Annotated in this window: 23 protein-coding genes and 1 riboswitch; of the genes, 11 read left to right on the forward strand and 12 right to left on the reverse strand. The window is 50.9% G+C overall.

Annotated elements, in window-relative coordinates; genetic code table 11:
* Positions 1-4: 4 nt before the first annotated feature.
* From YC6258_RS00355 to rph, 7 genes are all read right to left on the reverse strand, one after another.
* Positions 5-367 carry a hypothetical protein gene (locus tag YC6258_RS00355; RefSeq protein WP_044615294.1) on the reverse strand — a complete coding sequence of 121 codons (363 nt, stop codon included), beginning with the start codon at positions 365-367 and terminating at the stop codon, positions 5-7.
* 230 nt (positions 368-597) lie between these two features.
* On the reverse strand, positions 598-1,815 hold the full coding sequence (locus tag YC6258_RS00360; protein WP_211264599.1) for an aldose 1-epimerase family protein: 1,218 nt from the start codon (positions 1,813-1,815) through the stop codon (positions 598-600).
* A 210-nt stretch (positions 1,816-2,025) separates the two neighbouring features.
* Positions 2,026-2,985, reverse strand: a complete 960-nt coding sequence (locus tag YC6258_RS26830) for a sensor domain-containing diguanylate cyclase (protein WP_082070496.1) — start codon at positions 2,983-2,985, stop codon at positions 2,026-2,028.
* Between the two features lie 177 nt (positions 2,986-3,162).
* The gene (locus YC6258_RS00370; RefSeq protein WP_044615295.1) at positions 3,163-4,110 is read right to left on the reverse strand and encodes a GGDEF domain-containing protein; all 948 of its coding nucleotides are present in this window, start codon (positions 4,108-4,110) and stop codon (positions 3,163-3,165) included.
* Between the two features lie 238 nt (positions 4,111-4,348).
* Positions 4,349-4,639: a DUF1244 domain-containing protein gene (locus tag YC6258_RS00375; protein WP_044615296.1), complete on the reverse strand. Its 291-nt coding sequence runs from the start codon at positions 4,637-4,639 to the stop codon at positions 4,349-4,351.
* Between the two features lie 3 nt (positions 4,640-4,642).
* Entirely contained in the window at positions 4,643-5,374 is a 732-nt protein-coding gene (dapB, locus tag YC6258_RS00380) for a 4-hydroxy-tetrahydrodipicolinate reductase (protein ID WP_044615297.1), read from the reverse strand.
* A gap of 7 nt (positions 5,375-5,381) precedes the next feature.
* Positions 5,382-6,104 (reverse strand): ribonuclease PH, encoded by a 723-nt coding sequence (rph, locus tag YC6258_RS00385; protein ID WP_044615298.1) that lies wholly within the window; start codon positions 6,102-6,104, stop codon positions 5,382-5,384.
* Between the two features lie 111 nt (positions 6,105-6,215).
* Here rph and YC6258_RS00390 point away from each other — a divergent pair, with 111 nt between their 5' ends.
* Positions 6,216-7,082: a YicC/YloC family endoribonuclease gene (locus tag YC6258_RS00390; RefSeq protein ID WP_044615299.1), complete on the forward strand. Its 867-nt coding sequence runs from the start codon at positions 6,216-6,218 to the stop codon at positions 7,080-7,082.
* 252 nt (positions 7,083-7,334) lie between these two features.
* On the opposite strand, the gene YC6258_RS00395 is transcribed toward YC6258_RS00390, so the two are convergent.
* Genes YC6258_RS00395 through YC6258_RS00410 form a run of 4 tightly spaced genes read right to left on the reverse strand, consistent with a single transcriptional unit; the run spans position 7,335 to position 14,549 of the window.
* Complete coding sequence (locus tag YC6258_RS00395) at positions 7,335-10,385, reverse strand: type I restriction endonuclease subunit R (protein WP_044615300.1); 3,051 nt, start codon at positions 10,383-10,385, stop codon at positions 7,335-7,337.
* A complete protein-coding gene (locus YC6258_RS27800) occupies positions 10,385-11,545 on the reverse strand; it encodes a restriction endonuclease subunit S (protein WP_044615301.1) in 1,161 nt (386 codons plus the stop codon). The genes YC6258_RS00395 and YC6258_RS27800 overlap by 1 nt, the downstream gene beginning before the upstream one ends.
* The gene (locus YC6258_RS00405; protein ID WP_044615302.1) at positions 11,545-13,035 is read right to left on the reverse strand and encodes a type I restriction-modification system subunit M; all 1,491 of its coding nucleotides are present in this window, start codon (positions 13,033-13,035) and stop codon (positions 11,545-11,547) included. Before YC6258_RS00405 ends, YC6258_RS27800 begins: the two co-directional genes overlap by 1 nt.
* Positions 13,032-14,549, reverse strand: coding sequence for a type I restriction-modification system subunit M (locus YC6258_RS00410; RefSeq protein WP_044615303.1), 1,518 nt, complete (start codon positions 14,547-14,549; stop codon positions 13,032-13,034). The genes YC6258_RS00405 and YC6258_RS00410 overlap by 4 nt, the downstream gene beginning before the upstream one ends.
* Positions 14,550-15,095: 546 nt before the next feature.
* Here YC6258_RS00410 and YC6258_RS00415 point away from each other — a divergent pair.
* On the forward strand, positions 15,096-15,410 hold the full coding sequence (locus tag YC6258_RS00415; protein ID WP_044615304.1) for a helix-turn-helix domain-containing protein: 315 nt from the start codon (positions 15,096-15,098) through the stop codon (positions 15,408-15,410).
* A gap of 12 nt (positions 15,411-15,422) precedes the next feature.
* Complete coding sequence (locus tag YC6258_RS00420) at positions 15,423-16,661, forward strand: type II toxin-antitoxin system HipA family toxin (RefSeq protein ID WP_044615305.1); 1,239 nt, start codon at positions 15,423-15,425, stop codon at positions 16,659-16,661.
* Positions 16,662-16,803: 142 nt separating this feature from the next.
* Here the strand turns inward: YC6258_RS00420 and YC6258_RS00425 are convergent, their stop codons facing one another.
* On the reverse strand, positions 16,804-17,202 hold the full coding sequence (locus tag YC6258_RS00425) for a hypothetical protein (protein WP_044615306.1): 399 nt from the start codon (positions 17,200-17,202) through the stop codon (positions 16,804-16,806).
* Between the two features lie 266 nt (positions 17,203-17,468).
* Positions 17,469-17,663: riboswitch (cobalamin riboswitch) on the forward strand.
* Between the two features lie 36 nt (positions 17,664-17,699).
* Between YC6258_RS00425 and YC6258_RS00435 the strand changes: the two genes are divergently transcribed.
* The 8 genes from YC6258_RS00435 (at position 17,700) to YC6258_RS00470 (ending at position 25,287) form a co-directional block, all read left to right on the forward strand.
* Positions 17,700-17,882, forward strand: a complete 183-nt coding sequence (locus YC6258_RS00435; RefSeq protein ID WP_044619601.1) for a CbtB domain-containing protein — start codon at positions 17,700-17,702, stop codon at positions 17,880-17,882.
* Positions 17,883-17,956: 74 nt separating this feature from the next.
* Positions 17,957-18,718, forward strand: coding sequence for a CbtA family protein (locus YC6258_RS00440; RefSeq protein WP_052829959.1), 762 nt, complete (start codon positions 17,957-17,959; stop codon positions 18,716-18,718).
* Positions 18,702-20,393, forward strand: coding sequence for an AAA family ATPase (locus YC6258_RS00445; RefSeq protein WP_044615308.1), 1,692 nt, complete (start codon positions 18,702-18,704; stop codon positions 20,391-20,393). Before YC6258_RS00440 ends, YC6258_RS00445 begins: the two co-directional genes overlap by 17 nt.
* Positions 20,390-21,757, forward strand: coding sequence for a cobyrinic acid a,c-diamide synthase CobB (locus tag YC6258_RS00450; protein ID WP_044615309.1), 1,368 nt, complete (start codon positions 20,390-20,392; stop codon positions 21,755-21,757). The genes YC6258_RS00445 and YC6258_RS00450 overlap by 4 nt, the downstream gene beginning before the upstream one ends.
* On the forward strand, positions 21,747-22,364 hold the full coding sequence (locus YC6258_RS00455) for a hypothetical protein (protein ID WP_044615310.1): 618 nt from the start codon (positions 21,747-21,749) through the stop codon (positions 22,362-22,364). The genes YC6258_RS00450 and YC6258_RS00455 overlap by 11 nt, the downstream gene beginning before the upstream one ends.
* Before the next feature lie 21 nt (positions 22,365-22,385).
* Positions 22,386-23,495, forward strand: a complete 1,110-nt coding sequence (locus tag YC6258_RS00460) for a cobalt-precorrin-5B (C(1))-methyltransferase (RefSeq protein WP_044615311.1) — start codon at positions 22,386-22,388, stop codon at positions 23,493-23,495.
* The gene (locus YC6258_RS00465) at positions 23,492-24,247 is read left to right on the forward strand and encodes a precorrin-6A/cobalt-precorrin-6A reductase (RefSeq protein WP_044615312.1); all 756 of its coding nucleotides are present in this window, start codon (positions 23,492-23,494) and stop codon (positions 24,245-24,247) included. Before YC6258_RS00460 ends, YC6258_RS00465 begins: the two co-directional genes overlap by 4 nt.
* Positions 24,248-24,258: 11 nt before the next feature.
* Entirely contained in the window at positions 24,259-25,287 is a 1,029-nt protein-coding gene (locus tag YC6258_RS00470; protein WP_044615313.1) for a sirohydrochlorin chelatase, read from the forward strand.
* The last annotated feature ends 9 nt before the right edge of the window (positions 25,288-25,296 follow it).

The following is a 25,296-nucleotide window of genomic DNA, read 5'->3' on the forward strand; positions in this document are numbered from 1 at the left end:
CTCCTTAAGTATTTTTAGAAAAATAGTTACCAGGTTGGTAACCATCGAAAAACCCAAGCTTTCCCTCACTGTTCTGCTGTAAACCCAACGACAAGCCTTTCAAATCATCGACAGAAATTGTATTACCAATCAGATCCGCTGATAGCCCAAGTTGCGAGCCCAGTTGACCAACGTCTTTTTCCAACATTGGCAAAATCTCTGTTTTCAACTTATTGACCGCATTCGAATAACGCTCACGCTGTTCAGGAGTGTCTGCAGAATCAGCAAGTTGCTGGAATTGGGTAATACCGTCTTTTGCTCCCTGGATATCCCCTACCCGCATGTTGTAGCCAAAGAAAATATCCATCATGCCGTTTGAAATATTCATTTGAGATCTCTCCTGTGCTTGAGACATCACATCAAAGGCAGTTTTTATGCCGTCAGTGTGTTACAGGTCTAAATCAATCGATTCGTATATATTCGTGTTATAAATCAAGGGATGAGAGGTGATGATAATAGGGGAGATACAAGGTGACATGAACTCATCCATTTTGATGAGAGCGGCAAATATGTGCCCATTGAAGCAGATACTTACCGCTGGCAAAAAAAACCGACCGGCTATTCAATCGCCATGGGTTGTGAAATGACTGTTATATCTTTTTTGCCTTGTATTTTTTTAATTTCCTGACTGGCGTGCTTAACTGCGGAGCTATTGGTAAGCACATGATACTCCAGATCAAAACTCTGGGTCGCGCCGGCAGCCAGCGTTTTCACGCGTCCCTGTTCACGTTCGATCTGTCGCGGATACGCATAACTGGTACCAGGCTCTATACCGGTGACATAACCCTGTTTTACGGTATCGGTGTTTTTCCATAAGGTGAGCACCGGCAATTGTCGGGTATCGTATTTTACCGCTACCCCCTGATCCCCTTTACGGTTGTGTAACAGTACCGTGGTCATCCCCTGATCATCAGCATACGGCACCAGGTTGAAAACCATTTCATCAAAGTTTTTGGTCGGTCCCAGATAGGTTTGCCAATCTTTCAGGCCATTTACGGCATAGTCATTGAAAGGCGAGATTTCTTTCACCGCAACCTCTACCTTGGCACCCTGCTCCAGAATCGGAGCACCAAAATTGCTGTGATAGATGATCTGATAGTCTCGATCATAATCACTGAGATTGGTCAGCTCGTCGTGTACCTTGACGGTCGTCTCGCCAGGTACCACGGTCAAGGTTGTCCAGGTTTCCAAATTGCTGAATTTAAACGTGTTTTCCTTAATCAGCCCTTTGATATGAATCGCATAAGGCGGTGTTTCATCAATGCTGACCACAACTTTGGAGGCAGGCGTATTACCCGCCCGGCCGTGAAGACTCATAAGCCGGCCATTTTCCTCCCCAGGATGGCCCGTCCACTCGAAACCACAACGCACCATCATTTCATTGAAACCGTCGAGCCAGCCAAGGCCACCTCGCATCTCCAGATTCATGTAAGCCGGATGAACAATTTCGTCAACCGGGGAATCCCAACCCAGGCGAACATCGCCGCTGACAATTTCATAAATATCCATTCCCCGGGTTGGAATCAGCGTCACTTTCAGATTGTCGGTCTGCACCGTAATAAGCGTACTACCTTCCTGTTTTCCGCCATGCAGAGTTTTTTTACTGATCAGAAACGCTGGCGCTCCAGATATATCCAGATTACGGTTTTCGACACTCCATTCAGAGATTTCAATGTTATTTGCGGTATCGGTTAAAACAATGTTTTTCGCAGCAGAGGCAGTCACAGGTAATGACGCTGCGGCCATCATTGTCAACAATGCGGTGGTCATGTTCATATATTTGTCTCAGGTTGTTGGTTTTGTTGGTGAAACGTTTCAGCAAAATTTTATATAGCGTCAGTGACCAAAAAACAAGAACCGAATCAAATAATTGGGAGGAGGGAATACGTTAGCCATCATTCAATGATCTGTGCAGGTGCTATACCCAGTTCAGCAAAAAAAACCGGCGGCAATAACGGAAAAAATGGATACATAATTGATCAATGTTCAGAGCCAGCCACTCTCAAACCTGGCTTTACCGGCTTGTTTGGCCATAAACAGAAGTCGATCTGCCTGTTCGAAATAGTCCCAAAAATTCTGTTCAGGCTGCGGGCACCCTTGATATAAACCGATACTGATAGAGCACTGGCCCAGTCTTTTTGTAGGTAACGCAATGGTACTCACTGTGTCGATCATGCATTGGGCCACCTGACGTGATTGTTCAAGGGATGATCGCGGCAATACCACTACAAACTCGTCTCCCCCATACCTGGCCAGAAGGTCGTCCGGCCCCAGGCATCCCCGTAACGCATCAACGACTTGTTGTAACACCACATCTCCGCCTTTATGGGTCAGTTCTGTATTGATGTCTTTAAAGTTATCGATATCCAGAACCAGAATCGCCATCGGCGTCTGGCCATCGTTGTGAAAAAACAGCGTTTGCTGACTGTCGAGATAACGACGGTTGGGGATATTCAGAAAGCCATCATGAATCAGCATATGTGCGAGTCGTGCGCGCTCTTCTTCCAGCAACTGCTGCAATCGGCGCTCTTCGGTGATATCACGATCAGCACCGATGTAGAATCCGGACTGGACATTGTCTGATCGGTATACCATAGTGCCCAGATTGGATATCCACCGATAACACTGACCTTTCACCTGGAAACGATAGGTCGCTTCAAAGACATCACGCTTTCCAGTCATCACATCCTGCCACTGCTGCCGTATTGTTTCACGGTCTTCCGGGTGGACATATTCCAGCCAACCGTAAAGGTTGTGATCAGATTCAACAGCCGCCTGATCCGGTAGCAGCGAGGCGGTAATTCGTTTACTACCCGGATGATGATCAACCACGAACACGTTTACCCTGGACATGGCCTGCGCAATCTTTGGATTATCGAATAGAACTTCAGCGATCCTGGCCTTGATGATCTCCATTTCATCGGCCTTATCTGTCATCTTATTCATAAATAAAATCAGAACAACTCGATCTGATAAGCATAGATAACAATATCTATGATCGCTATCTTCAATTGACAGATTTTGTAAACATGGAAACTTTTGTTATTAAAAAAAACTAATGATGCGTGACATACAGCTTTATACAAAGCTTAAACTTACGCACAGACCTCAAGGGTGGAACAACTACAACGTACCACTGATGACTTTGGCTTTACCCTGTTTTTTAGCTTCAAACAGCAGTTTGTCGGCTTCGCCGAAATAATCCCAGAAACCGATATCCAGATCAGGATGTCCTTCGCATAAACCAATACTGATGGATACTTTATAATCATCTGTCGACAACGGAATACCGGCCACTACATCCAACATATTGGCAGCGATGTCATGCACTCTTCCGGAGTTCGAGCCGGGAATGACCACTACAAATTCATCACCGCCATAGCGGGCCAGAATATCGCTTGCACCCAGACATTTCTGAACCCGTTCCACCACCATCTGCAGCACTTCATCACCACCCTTATGGGTCAGAATCGTATTCAGTTGTTTGAAGTCATCAATATCAAACACCATCACGGCATTGTGGGTTTCACCATCGTTGATAAAAAACCGGAACTGTTCCGAATCCAGATAGCGACGATTAGGAATATTCAGAAAATCATCCAGCACAATCTGCTGTGCCAGCTTGGCTCTTTCCTCTTCCAGCAACTGCTGTAACAAGCGTTCTTCAGTGACATCTCGGTCTGCACCGATATAAAGACTGGGGCGGCCATCATAGTAGCGATAGACCATGGTGCCGATATGAGAAATCCAGCGATATTCACCATTCACCTGAAAACGAAAGACTTCTTCAAAGACATCCGCATTACCATAAACCACTTTTTGCCACTTGTACCTGACCCGATCCAGATCATCCGGATGAACCAGCTCAAGCCATTTCTGCGCATCCTTTCTGGAGCGTTCCCATTCCTGAGGAACCAACGATGGAGACACATGAACAATTTCCTCGCCATGATCCACCACAAATACATGCACGCGGGACATGGCTGCTGCGATTCCGGGATCATCGAACAATACTTGCAACGCTTTAGCTTTGCTTTCAGCAAGATCTTTTAAACTTTTTTCCTCATTCATGAGTACTCTAACCCATCTCACATGCGTTAATGGAAACTGAGAATGCCATTCGCCCGTTTATCATGATATACACAATATGGCTGTTCAGAAGACCTCTACAGCCGGAATGGTAACCTGTTCAAAACTTATGCTCATACAAAAGCACTAAATGAATCGCTGATTCGTTGAGTTTTCAACTCAATCGATGATCAACGACTCATGATTACCATCTCAACGATATGACCAATATCATCCTGATCTACGATTGCTGTTGCTGAAATTTTGCGAGCTGTTCCGGCGTTGCTTCCTGTTGATATTTATCCTTCCATTCATTGTAAGGCATGCCGTAAACAATTTCGCGGGCATCATCATAACTCATTGAAACCCCTTCCTGTTCGGCTGCTGCAACATACCACTTGGCCAGACAGTTACGACAAAATCCTGCCAGATTCATCAGTTCGATATTCTGTACATCTTTGCGACTGTCCAAATGTTCCAGTAACCGACGAAATACAGCAGCTTCTATCTCTTTATTCTGTGTCACTGACATAACTTAATCCAATAAATGCTCAAGACCATACAGCAGCTGTTCACGACTGCCGACTTTTTTACATGCCAGGCAGACACCCGGCATAAACGACTCCCTGTGCTGGGAGTTATGTTCAATTTTCAGTGTCTCGCTAAGACCACCGAAAAACACCGTTTGCTGAGCAACCACTCCAGGTAAACGAACAGAATGAACAGGTACATCATGCAAACTGGCACCTCGGGCACCCGCGAGCAGTTCTTTCCGACTGGTCGGTGTTGCTGCACTTACCCTGGCCCCGGCAATCAGTTCAGCCGTGCGAATACTGGTACCGGATGGGCTTTCCTCTTTCTGCGGACTGTGGGCTTCGATGATTTCCACATCGGGCAAATACTTTGCCGCCAGTGCCGAAAACTTCATCATCAATACCGCGCCTAACGAAAAATTCGGAGCGATCAGACCACCCAGTTTTTGCTCAGCCGCCAGTGCCTGCAATTCTTCCACTTGATGCTGTTGAAAACCGGACGTGCCGATGACCGGAGACACACCGGCAGCAATAATGGTTTTGGCATTTTCAAACCCGATAGAGGCGATGGTGAAATCGACGACCACATCGGGTTTAAGCTCAGCAATTCTGGCGGCCAGATCATCCTCCCGATCCGTTCCACCTACAAACTCCAGGTCGGCATCCTGACTGACCGCCTTGACCACTTCCGACCCCATGCGTCCTCGGGCACCATTCACCATGACTCTGATCATGCTCTGTTTACTCCTCAGCCGCCAATGCCTGCTGCTGCAACTCATTCAAGGTCTGAATCCCCTGACGGGCGAGTCCCAACATGCCACTCAAATGTGTCTCAGTGAAAGGTTCTGCTTCTGCGGTTCCCTGAATTTCCACGAAACCACCGGCAGATGTCATGATGACGTTCATATCGGTATCAGCGGCAGAATCCTCAGGATAATCCAGATCCAGAACCGGCGTGCCCTGATAAACCCCGACAGAAACCGCTGCCACCAGATGCAACAACGGATCAGACTTGATCATCTTTTCACGCTGCATGTACCGCAGGGCATCCACCAGCGCCACACAACCACCGGTAATGGCTGCCGTCCGGGTACCACCATCGGCCTGAATGACATCGCAATCGATGGTGATGGAATTTTCACCAAGCTTTTCCAGATCCACTGCCGCCCGCAAGGCCCGACCAATCAAACGACCGATTTCAATGGTTCGGCCCTGCTGTTTGCCACGCGCGGCTTCACGGTCATTACGGCTGCCGGTGGCTCTGGGCAACATACCGTATTCCGCAGTCACCCAACCCCGACCTTCGCCCTTGAGGAACCTTGGCACTCCCTCAGACACCGACGCGGTGCAAATCACTTTGGTATTGCCAAACTCAACCAATACCGAACCTTCAGCATGCATGGTGTAATGACGGGTAATGTTTACTGTTCTGAGTTGATCCGGTTGACGACCACTAGGGCGCATTGAATTCTCCTATCGGAATGTATGAGGGCCGGGAATTGTAGCTTAGTGACGCTATGGGTGTTAAGGAATAACCGGTATACTGCCGCGCTGATCCGTCTTTGGGAAAGCATTATGATACTGAGCATGACGGGCTTTGCCCGCAAAGAAACATCCGATACCTGGGGTACTCTGTCACTCGAAATCAAAGCCGTGAATCACCGCTACCTGGAAACCTGGTTCCGCCTCCCCGACAGCCTGCGCATGGCGGAAATCCCACTGCGCGAACGCATCAAGAAAAAACTCAGTCGCGGTAAAGTGGAAGTGCAGGTGCGTTTCAGCCCTCAGGCCCAAACCACCAACCAGCTCAGCGTCAACACTCAACTGGTTCATGACCTGAACCAGGCCATCGAGCAAATCAAAGCCATTATTCCCCAGTCATCCAACGTCAATCCGCTGAACATCCTGCAATGGCCCGGCGTCGTCGCAGAACAGGCGCTGGACCCCGAACAACTCCAGGCCGAACTGTTCAAACTGCTCGACAGCGCCCTTGACGACCTGCTCGCCCATCGGGCTCGTGAAGGCGCCGAACTGGCTCAGGCCATCGAAGAACGCCTGCAACTGATCAGCACCATCGTTGCCGAAGTAAGGACTCGCTTACCTGAAATCATAGAAGAACAAAGAACCAACCTCAAAACCAAAGTGAGCGAACTGATCGAACAGATAGACCCGCAACGACTGGAACAGGAAATCGTCCTGCTGGCCCAGAAAATCGACGTAGCCGAAGAACTCGACCGCCTCGACGCCCACGTCCAGGAAACCCGTCACGTCCTCACCCAAAAAGGCTCCGTCGGCCGCCGCTTAGACTTCCTCATGCAGGAATTCAACCGTGAAGCCAACACCCTGTCATCCAAATCCATCCTGGCCGAAACCACCAAAAAAGCCGTGGATCTGAAGGTGTATATTGAGCAGATGCGGGAGCAGATTCAGAATATTGAGTAGGTTCTTAGGTAGAAAGTTACTTGTCCAAGAATGTCTAAGAAGCCCTGTATTTCATTGTAAATACAGGGCTTTTTTATTTCTCCCGTCCAAATCAGTTTGCAGATGTCCGTTACCAGTTTCTGTTTAAGTGGTGGGCAAACTCTGTTTTTTGACTCAATAAACGTTTTACAGTGCGCAATACCTTAAACAGAACATTCCGAAGCTACCTGACTGTTTATCCCTGTATCACGTTTAGCAACGCGGAATTCAATATCAATAATGCTCTTCTATATACCCATAAGCCTTCTGGAATAGTTCTTTATCTTTACCAAGCCCAAACTGCGCCAGCGTCACCAGCAGTGCCTTCTGGATTTCTCGCGGGCCACTGTTGGAGTTTTGCCAGCCTTCAAAACGGGTGGCTTTGACTATTTTATCGATCTGCTCTACCACATCGCCGATTAGCTTTGGCGTGGTTTCGGGGCGGGTTTCCAGGAAGAGTTTGGTTAAGGCCTGCTTGTTGTCTTCTTCGGTCACGACATGCTCGCCGGTTTCGCGCTCGGCTTGTACCGTATCTTTGGCGGCGTCTAACAGACCTTTTAACCAGTCGATGGCTTTAATGACACCGGCTTCGTAGTCTTGGCGCAGTTTTTCTAAGCGTTCACCTAACTCGACAAACTTCGGGTCATTGCTGCCACGCAGGCGGCCCATCAGATCAATTTCCAGGCGTTTGGCGCGTTGTTCTTGTTCTTTGTCGGTCAGGGTGAAAATGGCGTGTTCATCCATGATCAGCTCGTCGATATCATCGCGGATGCGGTTGATGTCGGTATGCTCGTGGATCATCTTGATGGTTTCAGGGCCAAGGGCAGCCCACACCAAAGCACCGGTTTGGCCGACTGGGCGCACCGATTCGTAAATCTGTGCCAGCCATTTATAATCATTTCTGAACGGACTTAAGAATGGATCTGGATTGATAGCTGACCATAATTTGGAAAGTACGCCGAAGCTCGCTGCGAACTCATCACGCTTTTCATTGGTTGGCAGGCACTCTTGCGCTGCCATTATCCCTTCGAAGCCTTCTAGCGTGCGGTCCACATTAGGGAAGAAGTCTAGGCACTTTTTCAGCTGGACTGGTAATAACTCTTTAAAGGCTTCAATGCCCTCCACCACGCCATCAATCTCTTCCGGGTTGTAGGCCAGTGCGGTGCGCAGGTTTTCAAACACACCGAGGTAATCAATGATAAGTCCCATGTCTTTGCGCACTTCGTCTGTTTCATACAAACGGTTGGTGCGGCACATGGCCTGCAATAGCGTGTGGTCGCGCAGCGGCTTATCTAAGTACATGCAGTAACATATCGGTGCATCAAAACCTGTAAGCAATTTCGCGGTAACAATAATCAGCTGCAACGAATGCTTGGGGTCTTTATAGCCTTCGATAAGATCTTTCTGAATTTGTTCTTCAGCATCAATTGTCTGCCAACGCTTGAAGTCCTTTTCCTTAACTGGAATGTCCTTATCGCTTTCCCACTTAGCCCAATCTTTGTTTTTCTTACCTTTGTCGTCAATGATAGGAGCCTGGTCAACGTTCATGACCACTTCAACCGCATCAAACCCTAGCTTTTCCCCCAGCAAGTAGTACATCTGCACGCAGGCATCGCGGTCGTACACTACTACCATGCCTTTCATTTTTTTTGGCTTTACGTGGCTGGTAAAGTGTTCGGCAATATCATTGCTGACGGCAGCCATTCGTTTGGGCGCTTTGAGCATCACCGCTAATTTGCCCGCGCGTTTTGATAGCGCGGCTTTTTCTTCTTCGTCGAGGTTGTTGTCTTTGGCGAGCTGCTCAAATTCCTGGTTGATGGCATCACGGTCTACTCGCAGCTCTGCCAAGCGGGGTTCAAACTTTACAGGGTTAGTGGCGCCATCGCGGATCGACTGCTTGTAGCTGTAGCGATTCATGTAACGGCCGGGGTCTTCCTCGGCGCCAAACAGTTTGAAGGTATTACGATCAATGCCTGAAATCGGCGTACCAGTTAAACCATAGAAGTGAGCATTGGGAAGCGCCCAGCGCATTTTCTCACCCAAGCCACCTTCCTGCGTGCGGTGGGCTTCGTCGACTAACACAATAATGTTATCGCGATTGTTCAGGCCGTTGGGGTTGCTATCGTCTATCTCGACATCTTTAAACTTAAAGATGGTGGTAATTAAAATGCCACGGCTGTCTTGCTCGATATGTTCACCGAGCTTTTTGCAGCTTTGTACTTTAATGAGGTTTTTAACGTCCGCACCACCAAAGGTCTCGTTGATCTGGCTGTCCAGATCGCGGCGGTCGACCACGATCAATACGGTGGGGTTTTTCAGGGCATTATCGCTACGCAGCATTTTTGCGGCGTAGAGCATCAACAACGATTTACCCGAGCCTTGGAAATGCCAGATCAGCCCTTTTTTCGGGTAGCCTTTGCGCACGCGCTCTACAATCTGCTTGGCCGCTTCAAACTGTGGGTAACGCGGCAGAATTTTAATGCGCTTGGGTGGTGTGTTCTTACCGGTTTTAACCGTTGAAAACAGCGCGAAAGATTCCAGAAGCTGCAATAAGGTTTGCGGGTTTAACAAGCCCTCACAGCTATCCAGCACCGATGCCAAGCCGGGCAAAATGTCATCGCGCAGGTCGGTATGGTGCCACGGGCCCCAATCTTTTACCCGGGCGTTAATGGCGCCATAAGCAAAGGTCTTTCCTTCACTGGCAAAACATAGCAGGTTGGGCACGAAGTAGGGTTCAACGTTTTTCCAGTAGTGCTTTTTACCGCCCATAAAATCGGCGGCGCCGTCTTGCCAGGTAACACTGGGGCGGGTAGCGGTTTTCACTTCGCCCACCACCAAGGGAATACCGTTCACATAGAGCACAATATCAAAATAGACTTCGGTGGCCGCGATATAGTGCACCTGTTGTGACACCACAAAGTGGTTGTTGGCGATATTGTCAAAATCAATCAAGTTGATGGTGATGTGGTCGCCATTCTCACCAAAAGGCAAAGTCTTCTCGGCCATTAACCATTCATGAAAGTTTTCATTCGCCTTTACCAAGCCGGTATGACGCGCCTCCAGAACCACACCACGCAGCTTGTAAATCACCTCATCGGCATAATCTGGCTGCTTGGCGATATCGGGGTTTAACGAACACAAGGCGTCTTTAAGCCACTCGTCAACGAAGATATCCTGCGCTTGCTTGGGCAAACTCTCGCCGTGGCAGTAAGTCCACTTTACACCGCTTAACCCTTTTAAGCGGTCGATAATTCCATTCTCTGTGACGGTTTGTTCGTTAAACACTATTTAGTCTCCATAAACTCCGCAGATAATACTTTTTTGAATTCTTGCTGATTAGCTAAGTCCGCTTTCAAATTTTTGACGAGCTTATCTGCTACGATCACCTTATCGACAATCTCTTTTTGTCTCTCTATCGGAGGTATCGACACTTTTATTGCACTAAAACGTCCAGCACCTAAATGAGCAACAGTAGTCATATTCGCGGCGTAGGCAAAAATACCTTTATAAAAGGCACAACGAAAAAGGTACAAAGCAAATTCGGGTAGAATCAAAGGGCCACTTCTAAATCTTAATAACGTATTCTGAATGCAACAACTTTCAATTTCATCGTTATACATTGCTACTCGACCGACGTTAAATACGCTCGTAATGTCACCTTCAGTGATCAAAATATCTTTGGTTTTAAGCTGGTGAGTTTCGAAGTCACTATCATTGAAGTCCATTTCCTCGACATCATTTAGATCAAGTTCGCCATCCAGAACATTTACGACTCGCAAATATGGTTTTGAATATTTTCCAGTCGTATATTTTGGCGTGCGCTGTCTTCCAAGCTTTACCTCTCCTAATTCACCAATACTAAACTCTTTCCAAGACGACTTTGGTTTCCATATTTCATTAATCAGGACAACTTTAAACAAGGTTTCCGCAGAATTTAGTAAGTTTTCTTTTAACAGATATTTTTCATCTATTAAATCTAAAACATCCGTTGCAACACGTTGCTTCTCTTTTTCTACAACATCTACAGCGAGCTCTTTAAGAACACTAAATTTAGTTCTAGGAGAAAGTGAGCCAGATGATGTTTTAATAGCCCAATTCCAAAAACGTTCTGTATGTATGATTCTTGACAAGTAATCGCTAGTTACACCATCATGTTTTGGTTCTAAAACCAAAATATCACCCGAACATATACCATCAAATTCAGCAATAGCCGCCTTTTTTAAGTAAGGACGGCGCTTACCAAACAAGATATGTCCTTTCTTAAATACTCTGGTAAAACTTGGATTATCTTCCTCAATAATTCCCCAGCGTTTGATCTTGAGCGAACCAGAATCCAAGTGCTCTAAACCAATGTAACGTTCATAACCATCGGCAATTGGGTCTTTAGTGGTGAGTTTTACTTCGCGGCAAATATCACCAAATTTCACGGTTTGTTTATCAGTCATTACTGCACTTCCTCACCGCCAACTTCAAACCCAAGCTCTTTTAAGCTTTTAAATAATTTATTGGTCTGTTTTTTTAATTGCACCCGGCTGACCTTCCATGCTTCGATGGCATGCTCAATATCGTGTACTTCGCTATTGTTTTGTGACTGCACATAGAGCGGAATCGACAGGTTGTAGAGGTTCTCTTTAAGGGTATCGATGTCCACCAACGCAGTAATGTTGCTCTGCTTTTCAGGTACAAAGTACGCCTCGCACAGTACGGCCAAATCACCATCAGACAGGCGACTGTGGGCGCGTTCGCGGGTAACGTGTTCCACGCCATTGATAAACAACACCTTGTTTTTGCGCTCAGACGGTTTATTGCAGTTGAGCACCACTACGCAGGATTCCATCGGCGAGTTGTAAAACAGGTTGGGTCCAAGACCAATCACCGCTTCGATGATGTCGGACTCAATCACTTGTTTACGGATGCTTTGCTCGGAATCGCGAAACAAAACGCCGTGTGGCCAGAGCATGGCGGCACGGCCCGTATCCGGTTTTAGGCTTTTGATGATATGGGTATAAAACGCATAATCAGCACAGCCTTGCGGTGGTACGCCGTAGAGGTTGCGGCCGTATGGGTCGGCAGCGAACTTATCGCGGTTCCATTTTTTAATGGAGTACGGGGGGTTGGCAAAAATCACATCAAACTGCTTGAGCTGGTCGTTTTCAATAAACTTGGGTTCTGCCAGGGTGTCGCCGCGCAGCACATCGAACTCTTCAATGTCGTGCAGGAACATGTTCATACGGGCGATTGCCGAAGTGAGCAGGTTTACTTCTTGGCCGTATAAATGAACCGATCTCCACTCTTGGCCATGGGTGCGTAAATCCATTACCGCATTAAGCAACATGCCACCGGTGCCGCAGGTGGGGTCATAAGCCGTTTCTCCGGGCTTTAAGCCCATGATACGCGTCATTAGATGTACGACGGTGCGGTTGGTATAAAACTCGGCGGCGGTGTGGCCAGAATCGTCGGCGAATTTTTTGATCAGGTACTCGTAAGCCTCCCCCAGGTCATCCTGAGCAACCGATTTAATCCCCAGTGGAATTTTACTGAAGTGCTCAATCAGATCAGATAGCAGGTGATCGGGTAAACGTTCTTTGTTAGTCCACTGGGCATCACCAAATACGCCATGCAAACGCGGATTGTTGGCTTCTATTAGACGCAGCGCGTTTTGAATGGCTTCACCAATGTTTTTACTGGTGTGCCGCACTTTTTCCCAACGGGCTTCCTTGGGAATATCAAAACGGTGAAACATGGGCATAGCGGCGTATTCGGCATCGCCTTCATGAATCTTCAGCGCTTCTGTATATTCTTCCAAATACACATCCGACAGGCGCTTATAAAATAGCAGCGGGAAGATGTACTGCTTGTAGTCTGAGGCGTCGATTTGGCCGCGCAAAAACTCGGCTGCACCCCAGAGGAGGTTTTCTAAGTCTGCTTTTTTCATATCTCAAAACCCTCTTTGATCAGCAGGGCTTCCAATTCGTTTTCGGCTTGTTCCAAAGCGGTGAGCTTTTGCTGAAAATCCCTTAATGCGTCTTTTACCGAGATAGTTTCTTCTTCTAGTGGTTTTTGCACATAACGCGCAATATTCAGGTTAAAGTCGTTTTCTTCGATTTCACTGATCGGCACCCAGCGAGCAACGCCTTCAATTTCGGCTGCCCCTTTTCTCTTTTCTGAACTGGGGCCCTGTTTAACCTGGCTTTTGTAGATGCCATAGATCTCATCAGCTTGGTCATTGGTCAGGGTGTTTTGTGCGCGTCCTTTCGTGAAGCTTTCTTCAGCATTAATAATCAACACATGATCTTTATGGGGCTTCGGGCGTGACTTTCGCAGCACGAGAATGCTGGCTGGAATGCCGGTGCCATAAAAGAGGTTTGATGCCACACCGATAATGGCTTCGATGCGGTTTTCCTGCAGAAGCTTGGTACGGATTGCGCCCTCAGCACCGCCACGGAACAACACGCCATGAGGCAAGACCACAGCCATTCGACCGCTATCGTTAAGCGAGGCGAACATGTGTTGCACCCAGGCAAAATCACCGTTGGTTTTGGGTGCCAAGCCATATTGTTTGCGGCCATAAGGATCCGCCGACCAGAGATCATAGCCCCATTCTTTGAGGCTGAATGGCGGGTTGGCGATCACACAATCAAAGGTTTCAAGGCGATCACTGACCAGAAACTTAGGGTCACGCAGTGTATCGCCACGCACAATGTCAAAGTCTTCCTGCCCATGGAGAAACAGGTTCATGCGAGCAATGGCCTCGGTGGTTAGGTTCTTCTCCTGGCCTTTGATTTTTAGCAAGCGCGGATCACCGCCGTTTTCTTTAACGTGGTGGATGGTTTCCAGTAGCATGCCGCCGGTACCGCACGCCGGGTCGTAAACGCTTTCACCTGCTTTAGGATCAAGAATGTTCACCATTAGGCGAACGATGGTGCGCGGGGTATAGAATTCTCCAGCCTTTTTGTTGGCCTTATCTGCAAAGCGTTTAATTAAGTATTCGTATGCGCGCCCCATGTCGTCGTCACGCACGCTGGCGACACCGAGGTTTATCTTGTTGAAATGGTTGAGCAAAGTAGCTAAGAGTTCATCTGACAGGCGATCTTTGTTAGTCCAGCTGGCATCACCAAAGATACCGTGCAGCTTTGGGTTTGCCAGTTCGATACCACGAAAGGCATCTTTTAATGCTTGGCCAATGTCTTTGGTTTCGGCAAATACATCTTTCCAGTGGCATTCTTGTGGAATCTGAATACGGTGGAACATATCACCTTTGGCAAGTTCTTCATCACCCACCTGTTCCATGGCTTCGAGAAATTCTTCGTCGTACACATCACAGATACGCTTGAAAAAGAGAACAGGGAAAATATAGGTTTTGTAATCCGATGCATCGATAGGCCCGGTGATAATGTGGGCAGCATGCCAAAGATGAGCTTCTAGATCTTTGATATTAATTAGGGTCATTGTTTATTCTCATTCACAGCGGAGACTGCAAGCAATTTTTGTAGCAGCTCTGTATCCCGTAGTTAAGTAACTCACACAGCTTTTCCCGCCTGAATCCACCTTCTGCAGGGTTTCTCTGTAACGTCGCGTGATGGCGGTACAGCTAAAACTGGTTTCACACATCACAACGCTCATGCGCATTGTATGTTCGCCCATCAACCGGGCCAGCCAATGCTGTTGCCGTTTCAACAAGCAGCGAGGTATATACCCGGTTTTAAAACGACTGGCTACCCTTGCACGGTTATGGCTTTGCTCAGTTTATGGGCGTTTAAACTGAATGAGTCTGATCGATAACAACTGTGCAGATCTTGGCTGGCTTTACTTCGAGCTTGATGGTTTACAGCTTAAAACCGAAGCACAAAAAGAAACTATAATTTCATAATTTAACTAAAAAGGTAATTTTAGTTTCACAACAAGACAACTAGAAGAACGATTTATCGCTTTGATAAAGTCAAAAATGAAACTATAATTTCACTCAATCCAGATTAAAGAAAATATAGTTTCACTATGAATACTAACAAACCTAAAGCAAAGCGTACCGCTGTCGTTTTCCCAAAACACAAAAAGGTGTTGAGCATCTTGGGCGAAAACTTAACACTGGCGATGAAGCGACGCGACATTACTCAAGAAATGATGCATAGCAGAACAGGTATCTCTAAACCGACTCTACGAAAAATCTCAAAAGGCGATCCATCCGTCTCGCTTGGCCACTATGTCAATGTATTAGCAGTCTTGGGCCTACTGGATGATTTAGCCAAAGTCGCATTTGATGACGAACTGGGAAGAAAACTGCAAGACATCGAATTGCTGAAGAAAAGATAAGAGTCTCACATTATGGAAATCTACGTTTACGCTGACTGGATTGAGTCAACTGATCCCATATTGGTCGGTACATTACGCTCCTCTGAAATTAGAGGAAAAGAGCATTTCAGTTTTAGTTATGATGAGAAGTGGCTGGCTTCTGAATTTGTACGTCAAATTGATCCCTCACTAAAGTTATTCGCCGGTGAGCAACATACTGAAGGCGATAGGAATTTCAAAATATTTCTCGACTCATGCCCTGATCGTTGGGGTAGGTTGCTGATGCAGCGCAGAGAAGCGGTGATCGCTCGACAAGAGAAGCGACGGGCAAGAAGTCTCCAGGAGACGGATTACTTACTGGGCGTTCATGACTCATTCCGTATGGGAGCACTGCGCTTTCGCACATCGCCAACGGGTCCATTTTTAGACAATAACCATGAGCTGTCTGCGCCAGCAATAACCAGCCTGCCAGAGCTGCAACAAGCCGCATATAAAATAGAAGAAACTCCAGATTTAGATAACCCGGAATATCTAAAATGGCTAAATATGCTGATTTCACCAGGTTCATCATTAGGTGGTGCCAGACCAAAAGCTTCAATAAAAAATCACGATAATAGTTTGTGGTTAGCCAAGTTTCCGAGTCGTCATGATGAGTACGATATTGGCTTATGGGAGTTCATTGTTTATCAAATGGCCATTGAATCAGGCATCGAAATGGCTGAGTCTAAAGTTGAAACCGTTGGTAGACATCATATTTTTTTAACAAAAAGGTTCGACCGCACCGAGTCAGGGAAGCGGCTTCACTTCAGCTCTGCAATGACTCAGCTGGAGTACTTTGATGGTCAGGATGATGGGGCAAGTTACTTAGAGCTGGCTGAGTTTCTGATGCAGCACGGCTCCAATACTCAACAGGACCTTGAACAACTCTGGACCAGGATGCTGTTTAATATCATGGTCTCGAATTGCGATGATCATCTGAGAAATCATGGATTCATTCTGGAACCCACTGGCTGGCGACTATCTCCAGCATACGATATCAATCCAGTGTTATACGCCACCGGTCTACATCTTAACGTTGATGATGTGAGCAACGCGCTTTCGATAGACCTGGCATTTGAAGTTGCTGAGTATTTTCACGTTAATAACAATGCCGCCAATACTATTCACCAGAGATTGTTAAATGCTGTCTCAAAGTGGGAAAACCTTGCCCAACAAGCAGGCATCCGCAAAGAAGAAAGAGAGCTATTGAGGGACTGCTTTATACTCGACTAGGACGTCATAACACTTTTCTGCACATAAAAGTGAAATTCCACGACTTGAGTACCTGCCCACGCGTTTTGATTCCACAGGAAAGTCCAGAATCAGAGGTCTGCACAAAGAAGGTGATCAGCATCTGCCCGGACAGGGGAATCGGTCAGAAAGACCGCAGTGAACGCAGAAACAGGCCCAGGCCGCCGACGGTCAAGACCAGTATTACGATCAGGTCAAACGCGCTCATGGGGCGTATGCGGAAGTGGATGGAGGCGATAACGCCGAAGATCATGGCGGCCATCGAGCCTATCGCCAGCAGCCAGCCGAGCAGGTTTTTGCTGCTGAAAAAGATCATCCCGACACCAAACATAAACGGTATCAGTATCATGCCGCTGGTAACCGACAACCCACCAAAGTAACCAACCCGGTATAACGATGTGCCAAACCCGAAGCTGGAGGTTACGGATATGGCGTTGAGCAACATATATCCTCCGCCACACAGCATGATCAGACCGATAAAGAACTGTCCTATTCCACCTGAAGTACCACCTGCACCCTTCATATCTCGTTTCCTTGAATGTGTATTGATTGAGTCATACGACCTCTTACCGGCCGGCGCGCTGAGTATGGTCAAAAAACACCGATGCATCAACCGCGTGAGTGTCTGGCTGAAACGATCATCACAGATTTTCAGGTCAGATCGAAACCGAAAACACGCCATTCGGCATCCGGGTCATAGCTGCTCACCCGAAAGTCTGCCTTCCTGGCTTTAACAATGCCCCACACCAACACCCCCCAGGCTTGCCTCACCCTGGTATTACCGCTAGCATTGCCGGCAACGAAGCAGGTGCCCTTGCTAAGGGTTAAACGGGAAGTATGGTGGACTATTGCCGTCATCCATCGCTGCCCCCGCATCGGTAAAAAAGAGTAGTCTGCATATGCCACTGGATGATTCCGGGAAGGCGCAGGCGATGGCCACAACCCTCTTTAAGCCCGAATACCGGCCTGTTTTTTAACCAACATGATCAGGTACGGTGGGTGCCGGAGGTAATCAAAAATATGTCTACACTCAGTCTTTCCCAGCGCCAGGTGTTACAACCGGCCAAACTCTTACTGCCACAGGTAATCGCCGCATTGGCAGCCGGTTTTCTGGTGGTGATGGCCGTTGGTTTTATGCCATTGGATCAGGTCCATAACGCCAGTCACGACACCCGACACGCATTCGCATTTCCCTGTCACTGATCCCAAAAATCGGTGACACACCCATTCACTCTTTTTTGATCCGGCATGTGCATGGCCGGTAGCAGGTGTCATTTATGCTGTTTCGACGGATTATTCTGACCGCCTTTTTGATCGGTTTGCTTGGTGGCATCGTACTGACAGGCCTGCAGTCCGTAGAGGTATGGCCGGTGATCAGTTCAGCCGAGCAATATGAACAGCCTGAGACAGATCATCCCGATTTCTCTGCCGCTCATAACGACGATGTTCCCGAACACACACAGGATCACGAGGCCTGGTCGCCGGAAAACGGCTGGCCACGAATATTGTCCAGCAGTCTCTCCAATACCCTGGTCAGTATCGGCTTTGCCACATTGCTGCTGGCATTGATGGCGCTGCTGCAACTGACCGGCATTACCCGACTGAACACTCGCAGAGGCCTGCTATGGGGACTGGCCGGGTTTGCTGTGTTTTTTGCTGCGCCCGGACTCGGCCTGCCACCGGAAATTCCCGGTACTCTGGCAGCTCCCCTGGGCCTGCGTCAGATGTGGTGGATATTTACCATCCTGATGACCTCAACAGGCATCGGGCTGCTGGTATTTTCACCCTACCGCGTCAAAGTCATGGGACTGGTGATGGTGGTTCTGCCATATTTGGTCGGTGCCCCGCATTACAGCGGAGCGTTGTTCTCCGTCACAGACAGTCACGTCGTCGTCATTCTGCATCATCTGCAACAGCGATTCTGGCTGGCGACAGGGGTAACCAACTTTGTTTTCTGGTTGTTACTTGGCAGCTGCTGCGCCTGGACCGTTAACCGCTGGATCCTCAAGGATATCGATCACCATGCTGCCCAGGCCTGATTATCCCTTTACTGCCGTCACCGGCCATGAACGCTTTAAGCTGGCTCTGATTCTGGCGGCCATTAATCCGGATATCGGCGGGGTGCTGATCAGTGGGCCGCGTGGCTGCGGCAAATCAACGCTGGCGCGGGCACTGGCGGCGGTGATGCCCGGACAACCGGCGTTTGTCACCTTGCCCCTGGGAGCCAGTGAAGAAATGGTGACCGGGACACTGAATCTGCAACAGGTTCTGCAACAGCAGCAGGTGGCATTCCAGCCCGGTGTACTGGCACGTGCTCACGGTGGAGTGCTCTATGTCGATGAGGTGAATCTGCTGGCCGATGCTCTGGTGGATCTGTTGCTGGATGTCGCTGCCAGTGGCGTCAACCGGGTCGAACGTGATGGTATCAGCCACACCCATGAAGCCCGGTTCCTGCTGCTGGGTACCATGAACCCCGATGAAGGCGAGCTGCGGCCGCAACTGCTGGACCGTTTCGGGCTGATGGTCGAACTGAGCAATCCTCACTCGATTGATGAACGCCTGGAAGTGGTGGAACGCCGTCAGGCATTCGAACTATCACCGGAGGCCTTCTGTCACCGTTTTGATCCCATGCAGCAGCAGCTGACGCAACAGATCCGCCAGGCCCGTTTACGGTTGCCACAGGTATTGTGCGAAAAAGCCATGCAGCGACAAATTGCTGAGCGGTGCCATGCAGCGGCGGTTGAAGGGGTTCGTGCGGACATCGTCTGGCATCGTGCAGCCATTGCCCATGCGGCCTGGCATCAACGGGATCAGGTCACTGAAACCGATCTGGATGCGGTGGAGGAGCTGGTACTGGCCCATCGCCGCTCGGATCATTCGCCCTCACCTCCGGCACCACCTCCATTTCAGCGACCACCCGGTAATCCCCCGGCCACGGACGACAAACGCCCTCAGAGCAGCGGTCAATGGGGGCAAATGCCTCCCCAAAGCCAGAACATGCAGGCGGTCGACGCACTGCCTCTGCATTCAATACCTGACCTCAGGACCACCCAACGCTCCGCGCCGTCTGCCAGAACGCAGACTGTGAGCCGCAAAGCCCGTGGTCCTCATGTTGGCCGTGGACGCCAGCAACCAAACGCCGGCCGTGCTCCCAACTGGTTCACCACGCTGCTGGCCAGCGCCGGTCACTGGCCACCCCGGCAGTTACAGTTTCGGCCACGCCACGAGGGCCGTGCGATCTTGAATCTGATTCTGCTGGACACCTCCGCCTCCACCCTGAAACAACAGTGGCAGGCCCAGGCCAAAGGCGTCGTTGCGCAACTGGCAAAACGCGCCTATCTGGCCCGCGAACAGCTCGCCATCCTGGGTTTTGGCAATGACAGGATAGAGCCGTTACTGTCACACCGGCGGGCTCCCAAACAGTTACAGAGTCTGATCAACCGGATCAGTGCCGGCGGCGGAACGCCGATGCGGGCGGTGCTGTTGCATGCTCAACGGTATCTGTTGCGCATGTTGAGACATGAGCCGGACCTCCAGACTCATGTTTATCTGATCACCGATGGTCGCAGTCGCCAGCGTCTCGACGATATTCATCTGCCCGGTCACTGCACCGTCATCGACATTGAACAGAGCGCCGTCAAACGCGGCCGTGGTGCTGCGCTGGCGGCAGACCTCCAGGCGCATTATCTGCCTCTGGCCGGAGTTCCCTCATGAATACTTCAGTGCAATGTCCGGCCCTGTTTTTAACCGCACCGGCTTCCGGTCAGGGCAAAACCACCGTCACTGCGGCACTGGCGCGTTATCTGCGCGATCAGGGCAAACGGGTACGGGTGTTCAAGACCGGGCCGGATTATCTTGACCCGCAAATTCTGGAGCAGGCCTCCGGACAGCCGGTGGAACAGCTGGATCTGTGGATGGCCGGACCGGACTACTGCCGGCAGATGCTGTTCGATGCGGCCAGCGAGGCGGATTTTATTCTGATCGAAGGGGCCATGGGCATGTTTGATGGTGAGCCTTCGAGTGCCGATCTGGCGGCGCTGTTCGGCATTCCCATGGTCATTGTCATGGATGTCAAAGGCATGGCCCAGACAGCCGCAGCGGTTGCCTCCGGACTTGCACATTTTCGCAGCGACATTCGCTGTGCCGGCCTGATTGCCAACAACTGTGCCTCCGAACGCCACCGGCAATTGATTGTGGATGCCCTGCCTGACGATCTGCCGCTGCTCGCGACGCTGGTCCGTGATCCGGCCATCAGCCTGCCCGAGCGACACCTGGGCCTGGTACAGGCCAGTGAAGTCCGTGATGAACTGGAACAACGCTTCGGTCATGGCGTTCAGGCCTTACTGGCCGGCGGTATCGACCACGCCACGCTGACACACCCCGTTAGCTTCACCAGCACCACTTTGTCTTCAGGGGACACCCACCCGAATGAATTAGCGGGACACCCACTTGAAGGGATACGCATCGGCATTGCCCGCGATGCCGCGTTCAGTTTTATCTACAGCGCCAATCTGCGCCAGCTGACAGCACTGGGCGCGCAGTACGCGTTTTTTTCACCGTTGCAGGATCAGACCCTGGCAGACTTCGACGCACTGTGGCTGCCCGGTGGTTATCCGGAACTGCACGCCGCGGCACTGGCCGCCAATCAGCCGATGAAAACCGCCATCCAACAGTTTTTTCAGCAGGATAAACCCGTCCTGGCGGAATGCGGCGGTATGCTGTACTGCCTCGAAACCCTGACGGATCTCGACCAACAGACGTTTCCGATGCTCGGGCTGCTCAACGGCCAGGGCATGATGCGGGGCAAACGGGGCTGTCAGGGCATGCAGACAGCAGTGTTGCCGGAAGGGGATATTCGCGGCCACGCCCATCATCGTTCCCGCAGCGAGGGCACGCCGGAGCCGATCAGCTATGGCCGCCGCCAGCGTCATCCGGCACCGGGCGAAGCCATTTATCGCCACCGCGGCCTGACCGCCTCCTATCTGCACTTGTTTTTTCCATCCAACCCGGTGGCGACCGCACAATTGTTTTTACCCTCTGACCGCCGCTTCCGGCAGGAGTCTCATCATGTTGATTAGTACCTTGACCACACTGGCGGCAAGTCTGCTGCTCGGTATTCTGCACGCGTTCGATCCCGATCATGTGGTCGCCGTTTCGGCCATGAGCGCCGAGAAACCCGGCTTGCGCCGCAGCCTGCGTTATTGCTCGCACTGGGCGATCGGCCACGGTGGGGTGTTGCTGATCTGCACCGTATTGTTGTTTGGGTTGGGCCTGCAGTTACCGGAACGCCTGCTGACTACGGCGGAAACGGCCGTTGGCGCAGTGTTGATTTTGATCGGATTGTTATGTTTCTGGCGCTTTCATCAGCAGCATCAAGGCGTCAGTACTGAGACCAAAGGCCGTAGAACACCGACGCTGGTGGGTATGCTGCACGGCCTGGCCGGCAGCGCGCCGGCATTGGCACTGGTCCCGGTCATGAGTCAGGCGCAGTTCATTGTCGCCCTGGGCTACGTGTTAGTGTTTTCGGCCGGAGTACTGCTGTCGATGCTGCTGGTGGGCCTCGGACTGGGATTGCTGCAGCACAGCCTGCGGCAATGGAGCCTGCAACTGTTTCAATGGTGCCGCTATGGCGTGGCGACTGGATCGGTCCTGCTCGGTGGCTATTGGATGGTTCACAGCCTTTAAAACAGACAAACGGTATGCCCCATGTGGCCGGAAAGCAGCGAAACCCCTACCCGACTCCGAACCGGTTTGACCACCGGTTGCTGTGCCACTGCCTGTTGTGTGGCAGCAGCCCAGTTACTGCTGCAACCACAACGGCCGGCAGCGGCGACCGTATCGGTGAAGCTGCCACGCGGACGCTATGTCGATCTGACTATCGTGGCACAACAGCGATTGAGCGCGGAACAGGCGTTTGCCACCACGATCAAAGATGCCGGCGATGATCCCGATATTACCCACGGCGCCCGGATTTCCGTCACTCTGGCACTGGTGGCTGAGGCCGGTGTGGCCTTTCATGCCGGCCCTGGTGTGGGCACGGTGACCCGCGCCGGATTGCCGCTGGCCATCGGTGAACCGGCGATTAACCCGGTACCCCGGGCAATGATGACGGAACACCTGATTCAGGCGGCCGAGAACAGCGGTTATCAGGGTGGCTTCAAAGTCACGGTCGCGGTGGAAAACGGTGAGATGCTGGCGCACAAGACCATGAATCCACGACTGGGCATTCTCGGTGGGCTGTCGATTCTTGGCACCACCGGTATCGTCCGGCCATTTTCCTGTGCGGCCTACATCGCCTCGATCCATCAGGGCATGGATGTGGCTGCCGCCAACGGCATCGATCATATCGCCGCAACCACCGGCAGCAGCAGCGAACAGGCCATTCGCGAACACTATGGTCTGAGCGACATGGCACTGGTGGAAATGGGTGATTTCGCCGGCGCAGTACTGAAGTACTTAAAACGGGTGCCGTTTGCCCGGGTCAGTCTGTGCGGCGGCTTTGGCAAGATCAGCAAACTGGCCAACGGCCACCTGGATTTGCACAGCCGGGCATCGGCAATTGATTTTAACCATCTGGCCACACTGGCACAGGCCGCCGGTGCAGATGAGCCTCTGTGTCAACGTATTCGCACCGCCAATACCAGTATTGAAGCCCTGCAGTGCTGTCAGGATCACGGCATCGATCTGGCCCAGGCCATTTGCGACGCGGCCTGGCGCAAGGTGCGCACGACGGTACCGGCAGCGGTGACCATTGAGGTCTGGGCAACGGATCGCAACGGCCGGTTACTGGCCTGTGCCGATGGAGACCAAATATGACCGCCAGCCTGTTGATACTCGGCGGTACCGCCGACGCCCGCCGGCTGGCAACCAGACTCAGCGCTCAGGGCATCCGGCTGATTTACAGCGTTGCCGGTCTGGTGCGCAAACCGGACCTCGACTGCGACATTGTGTCCGGTGGTTTTCGTCAGTTTGGCGGGCTGAGCGCGGTGATCCGCCGTCGTCATATCACCGCAGTGCTCGATGCCACCCACCCGTATGCCGAGCGCATGAGCCGGCAGGCGCTGCTGAGTACACGGGAATGCGGCATTCCCTGCTGGCGTCTGCAACGTCCGGCCTGGCAACCACAGCCGGGGGATGACTGGCAGGAATACCCGGACTGGTCAGCGCTGTTGCCGGCGCTGGCGGACAAACGTTCGGTCTTTCTGAGTGCCGGGCAATTGCCGCTGGAGAGTCTTGAGACGCTGGCGTGCTATCGACACTGCGGACAACAGCAGCTACTGCGCACAGCCGTAGCACCTGTGCCGGCTCTGCCTGAGGCCATGCAGTGGGTTAAAGCCATCGGCCCGTTTGGCCTTGAAGAAGAACGACAACTGCTGCAACAGCATCGGATTGACGCCATCGTCAGCAAGAACAGCGGCGGTGATGCCACCGTCGCCAAACTGACGGCGGCGCGTCAACTGGGTATTCCGGTACTGATGCTGAAACGCCCGTGGCTGCCACCGGCAGACCGGGAATTTTTTCAACCGGATGAGGCATACACGTTTGTGTCTCACTGGTGCATACAATAAGAGGAACTTTTATGACCACTTCCACTGACAAACCGGCCATCCTGTTTGTAGGCCATGGATCGCGCGATGTCGAAGCCGTGGACGAATTCCATCAACTGGCCGGCCACTTTCGTGAACGCTTCCCTGACCGGCTGGTGGAAACTGCCTTTCTGGAATTTGTACGGCCCATCATCGCCGAGGGAGTGACCACTCTGAAGAACCAGGGCGCGCGTTCGATCCAGGCCATTCCGGGAATGCTGATGGCCGGTGGTCATGCCAAAAACGATATCCCCAGTGAGTTGAATGCCCTGCAACAGGAGTTTGGCCTGAGTATCGAATACGGTGCCGAACTCGGCGTCAATGCCAATATGCTACAGGCAGCCCAGGCCCGCATCGAAGAGGCGGAAGTGGAACTGCAGGCCCGCGTCGGCAGCGCTTATCAGCGCAAAGATACCTTGCTGGTGGTGGTAGGGCGCGGCGCTTCGGATGCTGATGCCAACTCCAATATCAGCAAAATCACCCGTTTTCTGGAAGAAGGCATGGGATTCGGCTGGGGTGCCACCTGCTACAGCGGCGTCACCACCCCATTGGTGCCGGAGTGTCTGGAACGGGTGCATGGTCTGGGATTCAAACAGGTTATCGTGTTTCCGTATTTCCTGTTCACCGGCCGGCTGGTGAAAAAAATCTATGCCTGGGTCGATGATTACGCCAACGCCCATCCGGAGGTTTCCGTGGTCAAGGCGCCTTATCTCAACGATCACCCGAAAGTCATCGATACCTTTGTCGAAAAACTCGAAGAGATTGAAGCCGGCAATCCAAACATGAACTGCCAGCTCTGTCAGTACCGGGTGCAGATCGTGGGCGCGGAACACAAGGTCGGGCAGCCCCAGGAAAGCCATCACCACCACGTTCAGGGAATCGGCACCGATGCCGACCACCACCACGATCATGATCACCACCATCATCACGGCCATGGACACCATCATCATGGTCACAGCCACGATCATGACCATGACGGCCACGATCACTCTCATCCTCACGACCCTGAACACGGACACTGAAACAGTGAC

This window comes from Gynuella sunshinyii YC6258 (assembly GCF_000940805.1).
GTDB lineage: Bacteria > Pseudomonadota > Gammaproteobacteria > Pseudomonadales > Natronospirillaceae > Gynuella > Gynuella sunshinyii.